This window comes from Blautia sp. RTP21359st1_E11_RTP21359_211015 (assembly GCF_040910705.1).
Lineage (GTDB): Bacteria > Bacillota > Clostridia > Lachnospirales > Lachnospiraceae > Blautia_A > Blautia_A fusiformis.
The window spans coordinates 13551-29938 of the sequence record NZ_JBDGAB010000006.1 but is presented as its reverse complement, the minus strand read 5'-3'; the positions used below and the strand labels follow the sequence as shown (position 1 = coordinate 29938).

The window sequence follows — 16388 nt, the reverse complement described above, 5'->3', positions numbered from 1 at the left end:
AGGGGCATATATAATGAAAAACATCCGAAAAAAAGTGCGTTTTCATTTTAATTTAAAAAGCAAACATCTTCTGGTAATCATGACACTTTTCTGTGGAAGCTGTATTGTTGCTACCGCAGCTTCCGGAACAACTTCAGCACCTTTGCAGAATGTGGCCGGATTTCTGGTTGTTCCCTTTGAAAAGGGCATTTCCGGTGTCAGTAATATGTTCGGAGATGTAAAAAACAGTCTTCGTGATAAGCAGGACGTACTTCAGGAAAACGAGGAACTTAAAAATCAGATCAACAGTCTTACCGAACAGAATAATATCCTGATCCAGGATCAGACAGAACTTACCAGGCTGAAAGAACTTTATAATCTTGATCAGGAATACACTGATTATCCAAAAGTTGCGGCAAGGATCATCTCCAAAGATCCAGGCAACTGGTACGATACATTTATGATCAATAAAGGTACTAATGATGGAATCCATGTTGACAACAACGTAATTGCAGGAAAAGGACTTGTCGGGATCGTCACGGAAGTTGGCCCATCATGGGCTACCGTTCGTTCCATTATTGATGACAGCAGTAATGTCAGTGCCATGGCTGTCAGCACTTCTGATAATTGCGTTGTTACCGGAGATCTGGAGCTGATCGATGAGGGAAAACTGAGTTTTGAACAGCTCTATGACCAGGATAACAAAGTAACCGTGGGAGAACGTATTGTCACTTCAAATATCAGCGAAAAATACGTGGAAGGACTGTTTATCGGTTATGTCAGCGAAATCCAACAGGATCCCAATAACTTGACAAAAACAGGTACGATCGTTACACCCGTTGATTTCGGCCATCTGAAAGATGTGTTTGTCATTACCGTCAATAAACAGGACGCAATAGACAAAACGGAGGATGCGTCCAATGAAAAATAAAATAGTATTATTTATTACCATTATTGTCTGTTTTCTCCTGCAATGTACAATAATGGATTACATTTCCATTGGTTCCATTACGCCAAACCTGCCTTTGATCCTGTGTGTAGCCATGGGATTGATGCGCGGAAGAAAAGTCGGACTTTGGACAGGATTTTTTTCAGGACTTTTTATTGATCTTTTTTACGGATCACTGTTTGGTTTCTATGCGCTGATTTATATGTATGCAGGATATATCAGCGGCTACGCATTCCGCAGCTTTTATGATGATGATCTGAAAGTTCCGCTTTTTCTTGTAGCAGGAACAGATCTTCTTTATAATCTGTCTGTATACGGCCTTCAGTTTCTTCTCCGGGGCCGACTTGGATTTTTGACCTACATATACAGAATTATTATCCCCGAGATTGTTTATACGGTTTTTCTCACAATTATCGTATATCGGATATTTTACTGGATCAACTACCACTTAATGGATACTGTAAGGAAAGAAAGTGAGTCTATTTGGGAATTAAAATAAAAAAAATCATCAAAAAAATCCGTCTGAAACGTACTACTGTTCTTGTGATCGTATTTGTTTTTCTTTCATCTGTTCTTGTTCGGCAGCTTTTCAGCCTGCAGATCATACAGGGAGAAGACTATATCAGTAAATTTCAGACACGTACCACAAAAACACGTGTGATCAAAAGTACACGAGGAAATATCTATGACCGAAACGGCACTGTTGTAGCTTCCAATGTTCTTGCCTATTCTGTTACTTTTGAAGATAGTGGAACATATAACAGCACACGTGAAAAAAATCTGGCATTAAATGGTATCGCATACCAGGTATTGCAGATTCTCTCCAAAAACGGGGACAGTTTGGCCGACAATTTTCATATTATTGTTAATGATCACGGTGATTATGCTTTCGATGTGGAGGAAGGTTTTACTCTGAACCGTTTTCGTGCAGATGTTTATGGTGAAGCACAGATTGATAATCTGAGTGATGAGCAGAAAAACGCAACTGCAGCACAAATGATGGATTATCTTACAGGAAGCAATGGATTTTCCATTGTACTCTACGGAAAAGATGCCTATACTGACGAAGAGCTGGCAGCGCATTCTCTCCCCAAAGAGCTTACCAAACAGGAAATCCTTGAAATTGCGATCATGCGCTATCAGCTGAATACGAACAGTTTCAAAAAATATATGCCGGTAACGATTGCAACGAATGTCAGCGAAAAATCAGTTGCTGCCATAAAAGAAAATCAATCCGCACTTCAGGGAATTGATATTGTGGAAGATTCCACAAGGCAATATGTGGAAGATGAGAGTATGGCACCGATTCTTGGCTATACCGGTCAGGCTTCTTCTGAAGAACTGGAAACTCTTCGGAAAGATAATCCAGATTATTCCAATGATGCCATTGTCGGAAAAGCCGGGATTGAACAGTATATGGAACTTCAGCTTCAGGGAAAAGACGGTGAAGAAACCGTTACAGTTGATAATCTTGGAAAAGTTCTTGATATTGATAATTCCAAAACTGTTGAGCCAATAGCCGGAAACGATGTGTATCTCACCATTGATTCTGACTGGCAGAAGAGTATTTACCAGATTCTTGAGCAGCGTGTAGCCGGTATTGTTCTTTCCAAACTGACCCCTGATAAGAGTTTTGATTATGAAGCAGAGAAAGACGCAAGTAAAATCACAATTCCAATCTACTCTGTATATAATGCTCTTATTGCCAACAGCGTTATTGATATCAATAAATTCAGTAACGATGATGCATCCGATACAGAAAAAAATTTATATGCCAAATTTCAGCAAAAACAGCAACAGGTTTTTGATACAATAAGTAACAGGCTGACAGGAGATAATCCTCCGGCATATAAAGACGAAGACTCACAAATGCAGGAATATCTTACCTATATCTGTGATGATCTTTTAACAAACACATTAAACATACTGAAAAGTGATTCCATTGATACCTCTGATGAAACATATAAAGCATGGAAAAATGATGAGAGCATCAGTTTGAAAGATTATCTGAATTATGCTGCCAGTCAGAACTGGATTGATATTTCTCAGATTTCCACTTCTAATGAATATCTGGATTCTGAAGAAATCTATCAGGCACTGACAAATTATATTATCGACTATCTGAAGACAGATACCGGATTCTCCAAGCTTCTGTACAAATATATGCTTCAGGAAGACACCATCAGTGGTGAAGAACTTTGTGTTGTTCTGTATGAACAGGGAGTTCTTTCCAAAGAAGATGAGCTGTATCAGACAATGCTTTCCGGAGGTCTGGATGCATATACCTTTATGTATCGAAAGATTGCCAGTCTTGAAATCACTCCAGCTCAGCTTGCACTGGCACCATGTTCTGCTTCTGCTGTTATTACTGATACTACAAGTGGAGATGTTCTTGCCTGCGTTTCCTATCCTGGTTATGATAATAACAGACTGACCAATAATATGGATACTGATTATTATGCCAAATTATCAACTGATCTTTCTAGTCCGTTTTTTAATAAGGCAACACAGCAGAGAACGGCTCCAGGTTCTACATTGAAGATATTATCTACCGTTGCAGGCATGTCAGAAGGTGTTATCGATGACGGTACTTATATTGAATGTACAGGAAGTTTCGATCTTGTAACACCACCGATCAACTGCTGGAATAAACAGGGGCACGGAGCTCTGGATATCCGTGGAGCAATCGGGCAGTCCTGTAACGTATTTTTCAGTACGATCGGTCTTGAACTTGGAAAAGATTCCGAAGGAAACTTTTCTGAAGCAAGAAGTCTTGGTATGCTTCAGAAGTATGCATCCCTTATGGGACTCGACAAAAAAACTGGCATTGAAATTTCTGAAGCTTCTCCTCAGATTTCAGACAAAAACGCAGTTCCTTCCTATATGGGACAGGGTACGAATATGTTTACCACCAGCCAGCTTGCAAGATATGCTTCAACGATCGCTACATCCGGTACGATCTACAAGCTTTCTCTGCTGGACCGTGTAACAGATTCCAAGGGCAAACTGATCAAGGAATATCCTTCTGAAACAGAGGGACAGCTGGACATTTCCAGCAATATATGGGATGATATCCATGATGGTATGTACCGTGTAGTGCAGACTCATGATCAGTTTAACAGACTTGGTGTGGAAGTTGCCGGAAAAACCGGTACTGCCGAAATTGATTACTATCATCCAAATAATGCTCTTTTCGTGGGATATGCTCCGGTTTCCGAACCGAAATACGCAATATCCGTTCGAATCTCAAACGGATATGCATCCGGTAATGCCTGCCTTGCAGCTAATGATATTTTTAAATACATTTTCGGACTTGCAGATGAAAGCACCATTCTCACTGGTTATGCCGCAAGCGACACCAGTAATGTATCGAATGACTAAACAAACTTTATGAGGATACCAGAAGTGTGGAACATTTTAATGGGAGGAATCAGAAAATATGAGTGAGGTCATTGTCATTACATCCGGAAAAGGCGGCGTGGGTAAAACCACTACGGTAGCAAATATCGGGACCGGGCTGGCGGCCATGGGAAAACGGGTTGCTGTTGTGGATACGGATATCGGACTTCGAAACCTGGATGTTGTTATGGGACTTGAAAACCGTATTGTTTATAACCTGGTAGATGTCATCAATGGAAGCTGTCGCCTGAAACAGGCTCTGATCCGTGACAGACGGCATCAGGATCTGTACCTTCTTCCTTCTGCACAGACAAAGGACAAGACTGCTGTATCACCGGAACAGATGATCAAGCTTACGGACGATCTCAGGGAGGAATTTGATTATGTTCTTCTGGATTGTCCTGCCGGAATTGAACAGGGATTTAAAAATGCGGTAGCCGGTGCAGATCGTGCCCTTGTGGTAACAACTCCGGAGGTTTCCGCAATCCGTGATGCAGATCGTATCATAGGTTTGCTGGAATCCGGAGGGATTCGGGATATCCGGCTGATTATCAACAGGCTCAGGCCTGAAATGATCGCAAAAGGAGATATGATGTCAGTAGAAGATGTCCTGGAAATCCTTGCTGTAGATCTGATCGGTGCCATTCTTGATGATGAACAGATTGTAATTTCCACAAATCAGGGTGAACCACTGTCTGGGAAAAATTCACAGGCAGAGGAGGAATACCGCAATATCTGTCGACGACTTATTGGAGAAGATGTTCCCTATACTACCGTCCGGCGAAAAAGCAGTGTATTCCAACGGCTTGGCAGTATTTTTCGCAGATAAATAAGCACTGCCAGATTATCTTTTCATCACAGAGGGAGGAATAAATATGCGGTTTTTCTCCGAAAAAAAACGCTCCGCAGGTTATGCCCGTGACCGAATGAAACTTCTTCTTGTATCGGAACGCATAGACTGCTCTCCACAGATGATGAAACTTTTGCGGAATGACCTCATACATACCGTAAAAAAATACGTTGTAATTGATGAAACAAGGGTGACCATACAGATTTCACAGGAACCACCTGTTCTGCATGCTGTCATACCTGTACTTAAGAAAAGGGATGCATAATTTATGATTAAACAGTATAAGCTGCGGTTTTACAATTTTCGACTGGTGATCTTTCTCCTGGCGATCAGCTTTATTGGAATTCAGCTTGTAGGAACAGCTGCCGACTACCTTCGCACACGTCAGCTTCTGGGTGTGATCATCGGTGTGGTCTTTATGCTGATCCTTTCACTGATGGATTATTCCTGGCTGCTGAATTTTCAATGGATCATGTATGGATTTAATATCGTTATGCTTCTGGCTGTCCGGTTCTTCGGATCCAGCGCCAATGGTGCTGCCAGATGGGTGGATTTAGGTTTTATCCGTTTCCAGCCTACCGAGCTTTCAAAGATCATCATTATCCTGTTTTTTGCCAAATTTTTTATGGATCATGAGGAAGATCTGAATACCTTAAAGACTCTGATACAATCAGCTGTCCTTCTGGTCATCCCACTGATGCTGATCTATGTACAGCCGGATATGAAAAACACCATCACCGTAACAGTCCTGTTCTGTATTCTGATCTACATCGCAGGACTTAGTTATAAGATCATCGGAGGTGTAGCCTTGATCGCGATTCCTCTGGCCATCATCTTTCTGTCCATTATCGTGCAGCCGGATCAGAAACTGATACAGGATTACCAGAGAAACCGTATCATGTCATTCCTGTATCCGGAGAACGAAGAATACGCAGATGATATTGAACAGCAGAACAACTCAAAAACAGCCATCGCCTCCGGAGAGCTTGTGGGACGTGCTTTCAGTAATGACACCAGTGTTACATCCGTAAATGATGGAAACTTTGTTTCTGAGAATCAGACCGACTTTATTTTTGCGGTGGCTGGAGAGCAGTACGGATTTATCGGCTGTACTCTGATCGTACTGCTGCTGTTTCTGATCACCTTTGAATGTATTCGTATGAGCCTGCGGGCCAAGGATCTTGCCGGTAAGATCATATGCTGCGGTGTTGGAAGCATCGTTTCCATACAGAGCTTCATCAACATCTGTGTTGCTACCGGCCTTGCACCAAACACAGGTACTCCGCTTCCTTTTGTAAGCTATGGTCTTACTTCTCTGATCAGTCTGTTTATGGGTATGGGACTTGTTCTCAATGTAGGACTGCAGAGCAGTGCATATAATAAAGAATTACAGAAAAAAGGTCAGAAATCGGATACCTACTTTCGGAAAGAGGAATACTTATGACACGTAAAGAACCTGTAAAAAATCATGTACGTTCTGGCAATCCTTCCAGAGGTCAGGCTTCCCGGGCTGCACATACAGCTTCCAAGGGGACAAAAACAACTTCCATGCCGTCTGACAGGACTGTTTCTGCCAGACGTAAAGCTCAAAATACCCGGATGAAACGGATGCGTCGTAAAAGGATCCGCAACACCATTTTTCTCCTTCTTCTGCTGATCGTACTATGCACAGCTGGCGGTTTTGGTGTTTACATGCTGAAGGGCGGAGATTTTTCCACTCCTGCAAATTCTTTCAATGCATTCTCCGAGTTTGATAATACTCTGACTTCCAAAGAAGAGCAGCGCGCGGCAGGTTTCGCCCATGATCTCTGTGTTGTTACAAAAGATGTTGCTCTGGATTCTGTCAGTCTGGATGACAGCCAGTCCGGTGTGCTTCTGAATCTCAGTGATAAAAAGGTACTCTATGCAAAAGGTGCCTACAACAAGGTTTATCCTGCCAGCATCACAAAGATCATGACAGCTATGCTTGCACTGAAATATGGAAACATGGACGATACAGTAACGATCTCACAGGAGAATGTTACCCTGGAATCCGGTTCTCAGGTAGCTGGTTTCCAGGCGGGAGATCAGGTTACCATGGATCAGCTTCTTCATTGTCTTCTTGTTTATTCTGCCAATGATGCAGCATCTGCCATTGCGGAACATATAGGTGGATCAACAGATAAATTTGTAGAGATGATGAACAGCTTTGCTGCAGAACTTGGCTGTACAGGAACTCACTTTACCAATCCCCATGGTCTTCAGGACGAAAATCATTATACAACGCCTTATGACATTTATCTGATGCTGAAAGAAGCCTTGAATTATCCGGAGTTTACAGACATCACACAAATGGCATCTTATACAGTTAGCTATAAGCATTCCGATGGCTCCGATGCAAGTGCTACCTTACCCGCTACAGATCATTATCTTACCGGAGAGGCAGCAACTCCTAAGGATGTCACTATCCTTGGAGGAAAAACAGGAACAACCGATAAAGCCGGTAACTGTCTGGCACTTTTAAGCCAGAATGCTTATGGGAAGCCATTTATTTCCATCGTCATGGGTGCATCCTCAAAGGATGTTCTTTATCAGGAAATGACATCCTTGCTCCAGAACATCAACTGACAGGATTCCATACAAAAAACAAAAAAGCAGATCTGTTTGAAATTTTATTTCGCAGATCTGCTTTTTTATTCTTTCTTTTACATTCAGTTAATTTCTACTATATCATCGGTGCCATCACTGCCGGTATCTTCGGTCTCACTGCTATCAAGATCCGTATCCGAAGTACCACTGTAATCATTGTCATCGACCACTTCACCGGAGCCACTGTCCGGATCTTCATAATTGCCTGCGTCTTCACCGGTTCCATCTGAAGATGTATCTGAAGTATCCGAGGTATCTGCTCCATTGGCTTCACTATCCGTATTGCCGTCGTAAGAATTATCACCTGGATCATAAGTCGGCTCTTCCGTGTAGGAATCTCCGTCCCCAGTATCGTCAGAACTCTCGGGCTCACTGCTGTAGCTGTCCTCTGTATAGATTGGAAAATCCGCATCAGCAGTTCCCTCTGATGTAGAATCTGTAACAGGCTCCGCCGCATTATTATCCGGAATAGCAGTAAGATGAGAAACCGTTCCATCCTTTGGGACGACGATATAGATTCCCAGCATCACGATACATAATGCCATGGCTAATCCGGCAATCTTCATTTCTTCCATATGTTTCATCGCTGATGATCTCCCTGTCGTTTTTTTGTATTATAGCACAGAATCACTCATATTTGTAAAACAGCCATGTATTTCTTTTGTTTTTCTGTAACAGTTCCCGAAATTTATTTCGCGATCATATAGACACACTTTCTCTGGGTGTTTATAATAAATAATCATATTTATTCATAAGCTTAAAGAAAGGCGTAACACTTTATGGGCGACTGCATTACCACATACACTGGAAAACATTTTGATCCGACACATCCAGACGAAAAGCTGATCTGCATTGAGGACATTGCACACGCACTTTCTCTTCTATGCCGCGGAAATGGTCATGTAAGGACTTTTTTTTCTGTAGGGCAACACTGCATCCTTTGTGCCAAAGAAGCCGAAGCACGTGGCTATTCCGGCCGTCTTATACTGGCGTCCCTTCTTCACGATGCCAGCGAATGTTATATGTCCGATGTTCCAAGACCATTTAAGAAAAGTCTTCCTGCGTATCGGAAACAGGAGGAAGCTCTTTTAAACATTATCTATCAGAAATATCTGGGATCCGGACTTTCTGCCATAGAAGAGCAGAAGCTGAAGGAGATCGACAATGACCTGCTCTGGTATGACCTGAAATATCTTCTGAATGAAACACCGGACACTCCAAAACCGGTTGTCCATGTTCCGATCCAATACCGGCAATACCCTTTTTCACAGGTAGAAGAGGAATATCGAAACCTTTTTGATCAGCTGTCTGCAAAAATCTGTAAATAGATATAACAGACACACTTTATACAATTGAAAGAAGAACCCTATATGGAACGATTGATTTTTCATGTTGATGTAAACAGTGCTTTTCTTTCCTGGGAAGCAGCAAAAAGAGTAAAGATGGGACTTCCGGATCTGAGAGACATCCCTTCTTGTATTGGCGGAGACCCCAGTAAACGTACCGGCATCGTTGTCGCCAAGTCCATTCCTGCAAAAAAATACGGAATCCAGACAGGAGAACCTATGGCTATGGCTTTTCGCAAATGTCCGAATCTTGTGGCCGTTCCATCTGACTTTGAATTATACGATAAATGTTCCAGAGCCTTCAAAAAAATCTGTGGGTCCTATGCACCGGTAATGGAATCCTTTTCCATTGATGAGGTTTTTCTGGATATGACCGGAACCTCCTATATTTACCCGGATCCGGTGGCAACTGCCCATGAGCTGAAGGATAAGATCCGTACAGAACTCGGCTTTACCGTAAATATCGGCATCTCCACCAATAAACTTCTTGCAAAAATGGCCTCTGATTTCGAAAAGCCAGATAAGGTGCATACTTTATTTCCGGAAGAAATCCCTGTAAAAATGTGGCCTCTTCCAGTGAGAGAGCTTCTTTTTCTTGGCAAATCCTCTGAAAAAAAACTGCAGGATGCAGGGATCAGAACCATCGGAGATCTGGCTCATGAAAAAAAAGCAAAGATACAGGCACTTCTCGGTGAAAAAGCAGGACAGCAGTTATATCAGTATGCCCGTGGCCTTGATGACTCCCCTGTGAAAGCAAAACCTGATGAAGCAAAAGGATTCAGTCTGGAAACTACATTTAACGATGATCTGGTCTCACTGGAGCAGGCACTTCCGATCCTGCTGGAACAATGCGATATTCTGGCCGCCCGCATGCGCCGCAAAAAGAAAAAATGCACCTGCATTTCTGTAACCTTCCGTACCCTGGATTTTCGAAACAAATCTCATCAGACTAAACTGCCAAATGCCACCGATATCACAGAAGAGATTTACAGAAATGCCCAAAACCTCTTTCAGGAGTCCTGGATGAGACAGCCACTCCGGCTCCTGGGAGTATCACTGACCGGTCTTACGGATGATTCCTTTGAACAGCTGTCCTTTTTTGAGGATACTCACAAGAAGGAACGCCAGCAGAAACTGGATGCAGCACTGGATTCCATCCGTCTGAAGTACGGAAACGACAAAGTTACCCGGGCCAGTATCATGAACAGCACTGCCCGGATTGGAAGGAAAGCAAAAGCACAAATGGAAAATGAAAGAGAGTAGTAAAGCTTGATTAAAATTACCAGTTTTTTTCAAAAAGCCCTTGCAATTTTATTCACAATGCACTATAATTTGAAGCATATCAATAGCAATTTTATTCAAAATTATTATATGTGTCTAAGGAGGAAAACAGGATGGTTGAACTGATCGTAGGAAAGAAAGGCAAAGGAAAAACAAAAGTACTGTTAGACAAAGTAAACGGAGCTGTTAAGGACGCCAACGGTAGTATTGTTTACTTAGACAAGAGCACCAAGCACATGTATGAGCTGAACAACAAGGTCCGCCTTATCGATGTTTCCGGATTTCCGGTTAAAAATGCGGACGAATTTGTAGGATTTATCTGTGGTATCCTCTCTCAGGATCATGATCTGGAGCAGGTATATCTGGACAGCTTCCTTACAACAGCCAAGCTTGAAGGAAAGGATGCAACCGAAACACTGGATCAGTTAAGTGCCATCGGTAAAACCTTCAAAGTTTCCTTTATTATCAGTATGTCTCTGGATAAAGAAGAAGTTCCGGAAGCATATCAGGATAAAATTATCTGCGCATTATAATAAAATTGAATATGAACGTCCTATTTTGTACATAAAGCATAAAAGAACGTAAATTTTTAAAGGGATCTGTCCTCAGGACGGATCCCTTTTTAACTGTAGGAAACTTTGTTTATTCTTCATTTCTGTGGTATACTGAAGAGCAGAATAAACACACAGGAGCGTTTCATATGAATCATTTACTGGAAAAAATCAAACAAAAAAATGCATCCGCATTCACCCACAGCGGAAAATTTCACGCAGACGATGTTTTTTCTGCCGCTCTGCTTTTATATCTGAATCCCGAGATTACCATCACACGTGGAAACCAGGTTCCTGAAAACTATGAAGGTCTTGTTTTTGATATTGGCAGAGGACAGTATGATCATCATCAGAAAGACAGCCGTATCCGCGATAATGGCGTCCCATATGCGGCCTTCGGCCTTCTCTGGGAAAAGCTTGGACCGGAAATCCTAGGTGAGGAGCTGGCACTAAAATTCGATGAATCCTTTGTCCAGCCTCTGGATATCAATGATAATACCGGTGAAAAAAATGAACTTGCCACACTGATCGGCAATTTTAATCCGGGATGGGATTCCAAAAGCAGCAATGACGAAGCCTTTTTCCAGGCAGTCAGTGTGGCAGGTATGATCCTGGAAAATAAATTCGAGCGTTACCTTGGAAATGAACGTGCAGACAGACGGGTGGAAGAAGTTCTTACAGAACATGCTGCTTCCCTGGCTTCGGGCGATACCCCGGCAGAAAATACCAATATCCTTATACTTCCGGAATTTATTCCCTGCCAAAAACGCCTTTCGGAAACTAACATTGCTTTTGTGATCTTTCCGTCCAACCGGGGCGGTTACTGTATCCAGCCACAGAAAAAAGAATATTCCATGAATTACAAATGCAGTTTTCCTTCTTCCTGGCTTGGCCTGGAAGGCGAAGAGTTATCTTTGGTAACCGGTCTTAAAAGTGCAGCCTTTTGTCATAAAGGAGGATTTCTCATGACCTGCGGAACCCTTGAGGATTCTGTTCTTGCCTGCAGGAGCAGTCTTGCCGCCTTCCATGAAGAAGCTGTGATCGTAAGCCTTGGCGGAAATAAAGAAACAGACATGCTGCTTCAAAAGCTTCCGGATCTTTCTTCTGCCAGGATCGTACATCTGCCGGTTCCCCAATTACCGGAGCTGACTCTGAACGGAATCTACGGAGAACTCTCCATGGAAAAGACAGAATGGAAAAGCTTTATAAAAGACAGGATTAAAGAAATCCTCCGCTACAAACCGGAAGCAGTTTTTGCAGATAATGCCATGTTTTCCCTGTATCCCATCGTTCATGCTCTGCGAAAAAAACATATTCCCGTTCTTACAGCAGTAGAAAAAGACGGACAGAAGCTTCTGGTACGGATCCCATCCGGTTCTTAAAGATCTTAAACATGTAATTAATTGTATTTACAGATATATTCACATTGCGTATTTATACAGAAAGAAGGCATGTTTATGCGAGAAGAAAAATTTAAAATGGAAAGACAGGGGCTGATACAGGTGGGAGATAAAGTAAAGATCTCCGAATTTCTCTCTGCCACAAACTACAGCTATATCATTGAGCCTGCAGTAGCCATGTCTGGCTGCTACAGAAACGCAGACCGCATCAGATCCAAAGAGGGGATCATCAAAAGCATTGAGCATACGCCACGCGGCTTTATAGTTACTGCAGAATTTGACGAATAAACATATGTCCATCAGGTAAGATCCGGCAATTAGCAATATGCCGGATTTTTCGCTGAAAAACTGGCTGATTTATTCTGGATTATATTATAGGAATCTGGTATTATAGAGAAGATATTTGTGTAATTTCTCTAATTATCAGGAAATTGCAAATTTTTAGAACAGAGGTGTAATATTATGAGCTGGTACAACGAAGCAATCTTCTACCATATTTATCCACTTGGACTTACAGGCGCTCCAAAAGAAAATGATTACGGAACTCCTGTACATCGACTGAACACACTGCTGCCGTGGATTGACCACATCAAAGAGATCGGATGTACTGCCTTATATATAGGGCCGCTTTTTGAAAGTGTCGGACATGGCTATGAGACAACCGATTACAAAAAACTGGATTCCCGTCTTGGAACTAATAAAGATCTCACCAATTTTGTAAAAGCCTGCCATGAAAAAGGCATCCGCGTGATCTTTGATGGTGTATTTAACCATACAGGCCGTGATTTCTTCGCTTTTAAGGATATCCAGAAAAACCGTGAGCATTCCCCTTACGTTAACTGGTACTGCAATGTAAATTTCGGCGGAAATACCGAATATAATGACGGTTTTTCCTATGAAAACTGGGGTGGATACAATCTTCTTGTAAAGCTGAACCAGCGCAATCCGGAAGTACAGAACTATATCTGTGATGTGATCCGTTTCTGGGTTTCCGAATTTGATATTGATGGAATCCGCCTGGATGCCGCTGATGTTCTGGATTTTGATTTCATGCGTATTCTACGTCATACCGCAGATGAGGTTAAGAAAGACTTCTGGCTTATGGGAGAGGTCATTCACGGAGATTACAGCCGCTGGGTAAACGGACAGACTCTTCACAGTGTAACCAACTATGCCCTTCACAAGGCACTTTACAGCGGACATAATGACCACAACTATTTTGAAATTGCTCATACAGTAAAATATCTTCAGAATATGGGAGATCTGGACCTCTACAATTTCGTGGACAACCATGACGTAGAGCGAATTCATACCAAATTGCAGAACAAAGCACATTTTGCTCCTGTACATGTACTTCTTTATACTTTACCTGGCGTTCCAAGCATTTATTACGGCTCAGAATTTGGTATTGACGGAAAAAAAGAAAAATTTTCCGATGCCAGCTTACGTCCGGCACTTGATCTTAACGATTATGCGGATGCTGCAACAAAGAACCCATGTACTGCACTGATCGCAGCCCTCGGAAAGGTCCGCCAGGGAACTCCTGCATTAAGCTATGGTTCCTACGCAGAACTGGCTCTTACAAACCGTCAGTTTGCCTTTGCAAGAGATCTGGAAGGCATACGAGTGATCGTTACTGTGAATAATGATGACAGTGATTCAGAGATGAACCTTCCAACAGGAAGTGCTCCGGAATACGTAGGTGCCCTCACAGGTCAGAAGGTTTCCGCACAGGGCGGACGGATCCGTGTCCGTGTTGCAGCAAACAGCGGTGAGATCTGGCTTCCTGCAGGAGATATGCCGGAATATAAGCCGGTTCAGACTAATGTTCTGGAAACTGCCGTAGCAAAAGAGAACGAAAACGCTGCATCTGAGGCAGAAGAGGAGCAGGCGGCTGAAAACAGCACTGTAACAGAAGCTGCCCCGGAAAAAGAAGCTTCAAACGCTGAAAATACAGATAAAGCTTCTGACAATACAGCAAACGCAGCGGATATTCCGTCAACTCCTGAAGCAGAATCCTCCAATACACAGGAAACGGAAACGGTCACTGCGCCAAATCCGCACAAAACACCAGAAGAAATGACAGTAGGCGAACTTCAGGCTGCTATCCTTGCAAAAATGGCAGGAAACGGACCCGTAGATGACCAGATGAAAAAGACCGTATACGACAACATCTGGCATGATTCTCTTGTAAACTGGCTGAAGAGCTTCCGATAGGAAAGGAATAATAAAGTAAGATTCCATAAAAAACAAGGCAATCCGATCATATCTTATGCGGTGAGCCTTGTTTTTTTGTGAAAACAGATATTTATTTTACATAATATATATTATGTATAGTTATGATTCTGTTTTTCTGTAATTTAGGAGAACAAAAAAACAGCAGAGATTTCCAACTTAAATAGGTCAGAAATCCCCACTGCTTTTATCATTCTGTTTATTATCTCTCATCAAAAGGTACAAAATCTGCATGATGCCCCACATACTTATAAGCAGGACGGATGATCTTATTGGCACTGATCAGCTCTTCCAGACGATGTGCACTCCAGCCAGGCATACGTGCGATGGCAAAGATCGGAGTAAAAAGTTCTTCCGGAATACCAAGCATTGAGTAAACGAAGCCACTGTAGAAGTCAACATTTGCGCAAACATTTTTGAACAGCTTTCTGTGTTCCATGACCAGTTTTCCGGCAATACCCTCAACCTTATCATAGAGTTTAAATTCATCTATCATTCCTTTTTCCTCTGCAAGAGCCTGTGCAAAACGTTTCAGGATCACTTCTCGCGGATCGGAGAGTGTATAAACTGCATGTCCCATACCATAGATCAGACCTGCATGATCAAATGCTTCTTTATTCAGTATTTTCTGCAGATATGCCGTGATCTCCTCATCACTTTCCCAGTCCTTTACATTGGCCTTCAGATCTGTAAACATGTTCTGGACCTTCAGGTTGGCACCACCATGACGCGGTCCCTTCAGTGAACCGATGGATGCAGAGGTAGAAGAGTAGCTGTCTGTTCCGGAAGATGTTACTACATGTGTGGTAAAAGTAGAGTTATTACCACCGCCGTGCTCTGCATGAAGTACAAGTGCGATATCAAGGACCTTGGCCTCAAGCTCTGTATAATTGCCATCCGGACGAAGCATCAGAAGGATATTCTCGGCAAGTGAAAGCCCCTTCTGCGGATTGCGGATAAAAAGTGTCTCGTCTTTACGGAAATGACGGTATGCGTGATAGGAGTAAACCGCGATTTCAGGAAGCTTAGCGATCAGTTCCAGAGACTGGCGGAGTACATTCTCCACAGAAATATCTTCCGGGTTATCATCATATGTATAGAGAGCAAGTACGCAGCGCTCCATAGCATTCATAATATTGGCATTGGTTCCCTTCATGACAACGTCACGGACAAAACGTCCTCCCAGATCCTCCATGTCAGAAAGAAGCTCAAGAAATCTGGAAAGCTCTTCCTTGCTGGGAAGCTTACCGAAAATCAGAAGATAGATCGTCTCCTCAAAACCAAAACGTCTGTCCTTCAGTCCGTTTACGATATCCTGCACATCGATTCCCCGGTAATACAATGCACCGTCTGCAGGAATACGTCTGCCATTGACCAGCTTATAGCCGGTAACATCGGAAATCTCAGTAAGACCTGTGAGAACACCTTTACCTGCGGAATCACGAAGTCCTCTTTTTACATCGTATTCCACATAAAGGTTGGGATCGATGTGATGATTCTCTACCAGTTCCTTTTCAAAGAATTTCATTCTGCCTTTCAGCTGTTCGGAGTCCTCCAGACTCATCATTTCATGCTTTTTTTCCATAATCTTTTTCCTCGTTTCCCCATTGTATATTAAAAAACACTGATACAGTTAAGATTGGTTACATCTTTGTAATCAGTGTTCGGGTATGGCATACATTTGTGTTTACCTGGTTAATAATTCTACAGTAAAAGTTTCGAAAATGCAAGAGGGTATTTCTTTTTTTCGTGTATAAATATTCATAATAT

Annotated in this window: 15 protein-coding genes; 13 read left to right on the top strand and 2 right to left on the bottom strand. The window is 42.4% G+C overall.

The genetic code is table 11. The annotated features are described in order from the left end of the window. The first annotated feature begins 13 nt into the window (after nt 1-13). The 7 genes from mreC to AB5026_RS03335 are packed head-to-tail and all read left to right on the top strand — an operon-like array spanning nt 14 to nt 7784. Nucleotides 14-910, top strand: coding sequence for a rod shape-determining protein MreC (gene mreC, locus AB5026_RS03365; protein ID WP_118070009.1), 897 nt, complete (start codon nt 14-16; stop codon nt 908-910). Next, nucleotides 900-1427: a rod shape-determining protein MreD gene (gene mreD / locus AB5026_RS03360; protein ID WP_021978005.1), complete on the top strand. Its 528-nt coding sequence runs from the start codon at nt 900-902 to the stop codon at nt 1425-1427. The genes mreC and mreD overlap by 11 nt, the downstream gene beginning before the upstream one ends. Continuing rightward, on the top strand, nt 1412-4309 hold the full coding sequence (locus AB5026_RS03355; RefSeq protein ID WP_022427289.1) for a penicillin-binding transpeptidase domain-containing protein: 2898 nt from the start codon (nt 1412-1414) through the stop codon (nt 4307-4309). Before mreD ends, AB5026_RS03355 begins: the two co-directional genes overlap by 16 nt. A 58-nt stretch (nt 4310-4367) precedes the next feature. Next, on the top strand, nt 4368-5156 hold the full coding sequence (gene minD / locus AB5026_RS03350) for a septum site-determining protein MinD (RefSeq protein ID WP_022427288.1): 789 nt from the start codon (nt 4368-4370) through the stop codon (nt 5154-5156). Between the two features lie 46 nt (nt 5157-5202). Continuing rightward, nucleotides 5203-5442, top strand: coding sequence for a cell division topological specificity factor MinE (gene minE, locus AB5026_RS03345; RefSeq protein ID WP_021978008.1), 240 nt, complete (start codon nt 5203-5205; stop codon nt 5440-5442). Nucleotides 5443-5445: 3 nt separating this feature from the next. Further along, nucleotides 5446-6621 (top strand): FtsW/RodA/SpoVE family cell cycle protein, encoded by a 1176-nt coding sequence (locus AB5026_RS03340; RefSeq protein WP_015525128.1) that lies wholly within the window; start codon nt 5446-5448, stop codon nt 6619-6621. Beyond that, nucleotides 6618-7784 carry a D-alanyl-D-alanine carboxypeptidase family protein gene (locus AB5026_RS03335; protein ID WP_022427287.1) on the top strand — a complete coding sequence of 389 codons (1167 nt, stop codon included), beginning with the start codon at nt 6618-6620 and terminating at the stop codon, nt 7782-7784. Before AB5026_RS03340 ends, AB5026_RS03335 begins: the two co-directional genes overlap by 4 nt. Before the next feature lie 83 nt (nt 7785-7867). On the opposite strand, the gene AB5026_RS03330 is transcribed toward AB5026_RS03335, so the two are convergent. Then, the gene (locus tag AB5026_RS03330) at nt 7868-8389 is read right to left on the bottom strand and encodes a hypothetical protein (protein ID WP_092070016.1); all 522 of its coding nucleotides are present in this window, start codon (nt 8387-8389) and stop codon (nt 7868-7870) included. A gap of 195 nt (nt 8390-8584) precedes the next feature. Here AB5026_RS03330 and AB5026_RS03325 point away from each other — a divergent pair, with 195 nt between their 5' ends. The 6 genes from AB5026_RS03325 (at nt 8585) to AB5026_RS03300 (ending at nt 14600) form a co-directional block, all read left to right on the top strand. Then, a complete protein-coding gene (locus AB5026_RS03325; protein ID WP_368212738.1) occupies nt 8585-9133 on the top strand; it encodes a hypothetical protein in 549 nt (182 codons plus the stop codon). A gap of 42 nt (nt 9134-9175) precedes the next feature. Further along, nucleotides 9176-10414: a DNA polymerase IV gene (locus AB5026_RS03320; protein ID WP_114001619.1), complete on the top strand. Its 1239-nt coding sequence runs from the start codon at nt 9176-9178 to the stop codon at nt 10412-10414. Nucleotides 10415-10545: 131 nt separating this feature from the next. After that, entirely contained in the window at nt 10546-10965 is a 420-nt protein-coding gene (locus tag AB5026_RS03315) for a twitching motility protein PilT (RefSeq protein ID WP_114001618.1), read from the top strand. A gap of 167 nt (nt 10966-11132) precedes the next feature. Continuing rightward, nucleotides 11133-12365: an MYG1 family protein gene (locus AB5026_RS03310; RefSeq protein WP_114001617.1), complete on the top strand. Its 1233-nt coding sequence runs from the start codon at nt 11133-11135 to the stop codon at nt 12363-12365. 75 nt (nt 12366-12440) lie between these two features. Continuing rightward, complete coding sequence (locus tag AB5026_RS03305) at nt 12441-12671, top strand: hypothetical protein (protein WP_015525138.1); 231 nt, start codon at nt 12441-12443, stop codon at nt 12669-12671. Between the two features lie 174 nt (nt 12672-12845). After that, a complete protein-coding gene (locus AB5026_RS03300; RefSeq protein WP_118607987.1) occupies nt 12846-14600 on the top strand; it encodes an alpha-amylase family glycosyl hydrolase in 1755 nt (584 codons plus the stop codon). A 220-nt stretch (nt 14601-14820) separates the two neighbouring features. Here AB5026_RS03300 and AB5026_RS03295 read toward each other — a convergent pair whose 3' ends face one another. Next, on the bottom strand, nt 14821-16203 hold the full coding sequence (locus AB5026_RS03295) for a citrate/2-methylcitrate synthase (RefSeq protein WP_022427281.1): 1383 nt from the start codon (nt 16201-16203) through the stop codon (nt 14821-14823). Nucleotides 16204-16388: the final 185 nt, after the last annotated feature.

Excerpts from the sequence above, each read along its gene's own strand:
- mreC (WP_118070009.1), top strand. The coding sequence starts at position 14 with ATGAAAAACATCCGAAAAAAAGTGCGTTTTCATTTTAATTTAAAAAGC.
- mreD (WP_021978005.1), top strand. The coding sequence starts at position 900 with ATGAAAAATAAAATAGTATTATTTATTACCATTATTGTCTGTTTTCTC.
- minD (WP_022427288.1), top strand. The coding sequence starts at position 4,368 with ATGAGTGAGGTCATTGTCATTACATCCGGAAAAGGCGGCGTGGGTAAA.
- minE (WP_021978008.1), top strand. The coding sequence starts at position 5,203 with ATGCGGTTTTTCTCCGAAAAAAAACGCTCCGCAGGTTATGCCCGTGAC.
- AB5026_RS03340 (WP_015525128.1), top strand. The coding sequence starts at position 5,446 with ATGATTAAACAGTATAAGCTGCGGTTTTACAATTTTCGACTGGTGATC.
- AB5026_RS03335 (WP_022427287.1), top strand. The coding sequence starts at position 6,618 with ATGACACGTAAAGAACCTGTAAAAAATCATGTACGTTCTGGCAATCCT.
- AB5026_RS03330 (WP_092070016.1), bottom strand. The coding sequence starts at position 8,389 with ATGAAACATATGGAAGAAATGAAGATTGCCGGATTAGCCATGGCATTA.
- AB5026_RS03325 (WP_368212738.1), top strand. The coding sequence starts at position 8,585 with ATGGGCGACTGCATTACCACATACACTGGAAAACATTTTGATCCGACA.
- AB5026_RS03320 (WP_114001619.1), top strand. The coding sequence starts at position 9,176 with ATGGAACGATTGATTTTTCATGTTGATGTAAACAGTGCTTTTCTTTCC.
- AB5026_RS03315 (WP_114001618.1), top strand. The coding sequence starts at position 10,546 with ATGGTTGAACTGATCGTAGGAAAGAAAGGCAAAGGAAAAACAAAAGTA.
- AB5026_RS03310 (WP_114001617.1), top strand. The coding sequence starts at position 11,133 with ATGAATCATTTACTGGAAAAAATCAAACAAAAAAATGCATCCGCATTC.
- AB5026_RS03305 (WP_015525138.1), top strand. The coding sequence starts at position 12,441 with ATGCGAGAAGAAAAATTTAAAATGGAAAGACAGGGGCTGATACAGGTG.
- AB5026_RS03300 (WP_118607987.1), top strand. The coding sequence starts at position 12,846 with ATGAGCTGGTACAACGAAGCAATCTTCTACCATATTTATCCACTTGGA.
- AB5026_RS03295 (WP_022427281.1), bottom strand. The coding sequence starts at position 16,203 with ATGGAAAAAAAGCATGAAATGATGAGTCTGGAGGACTCCGAACAGCTG.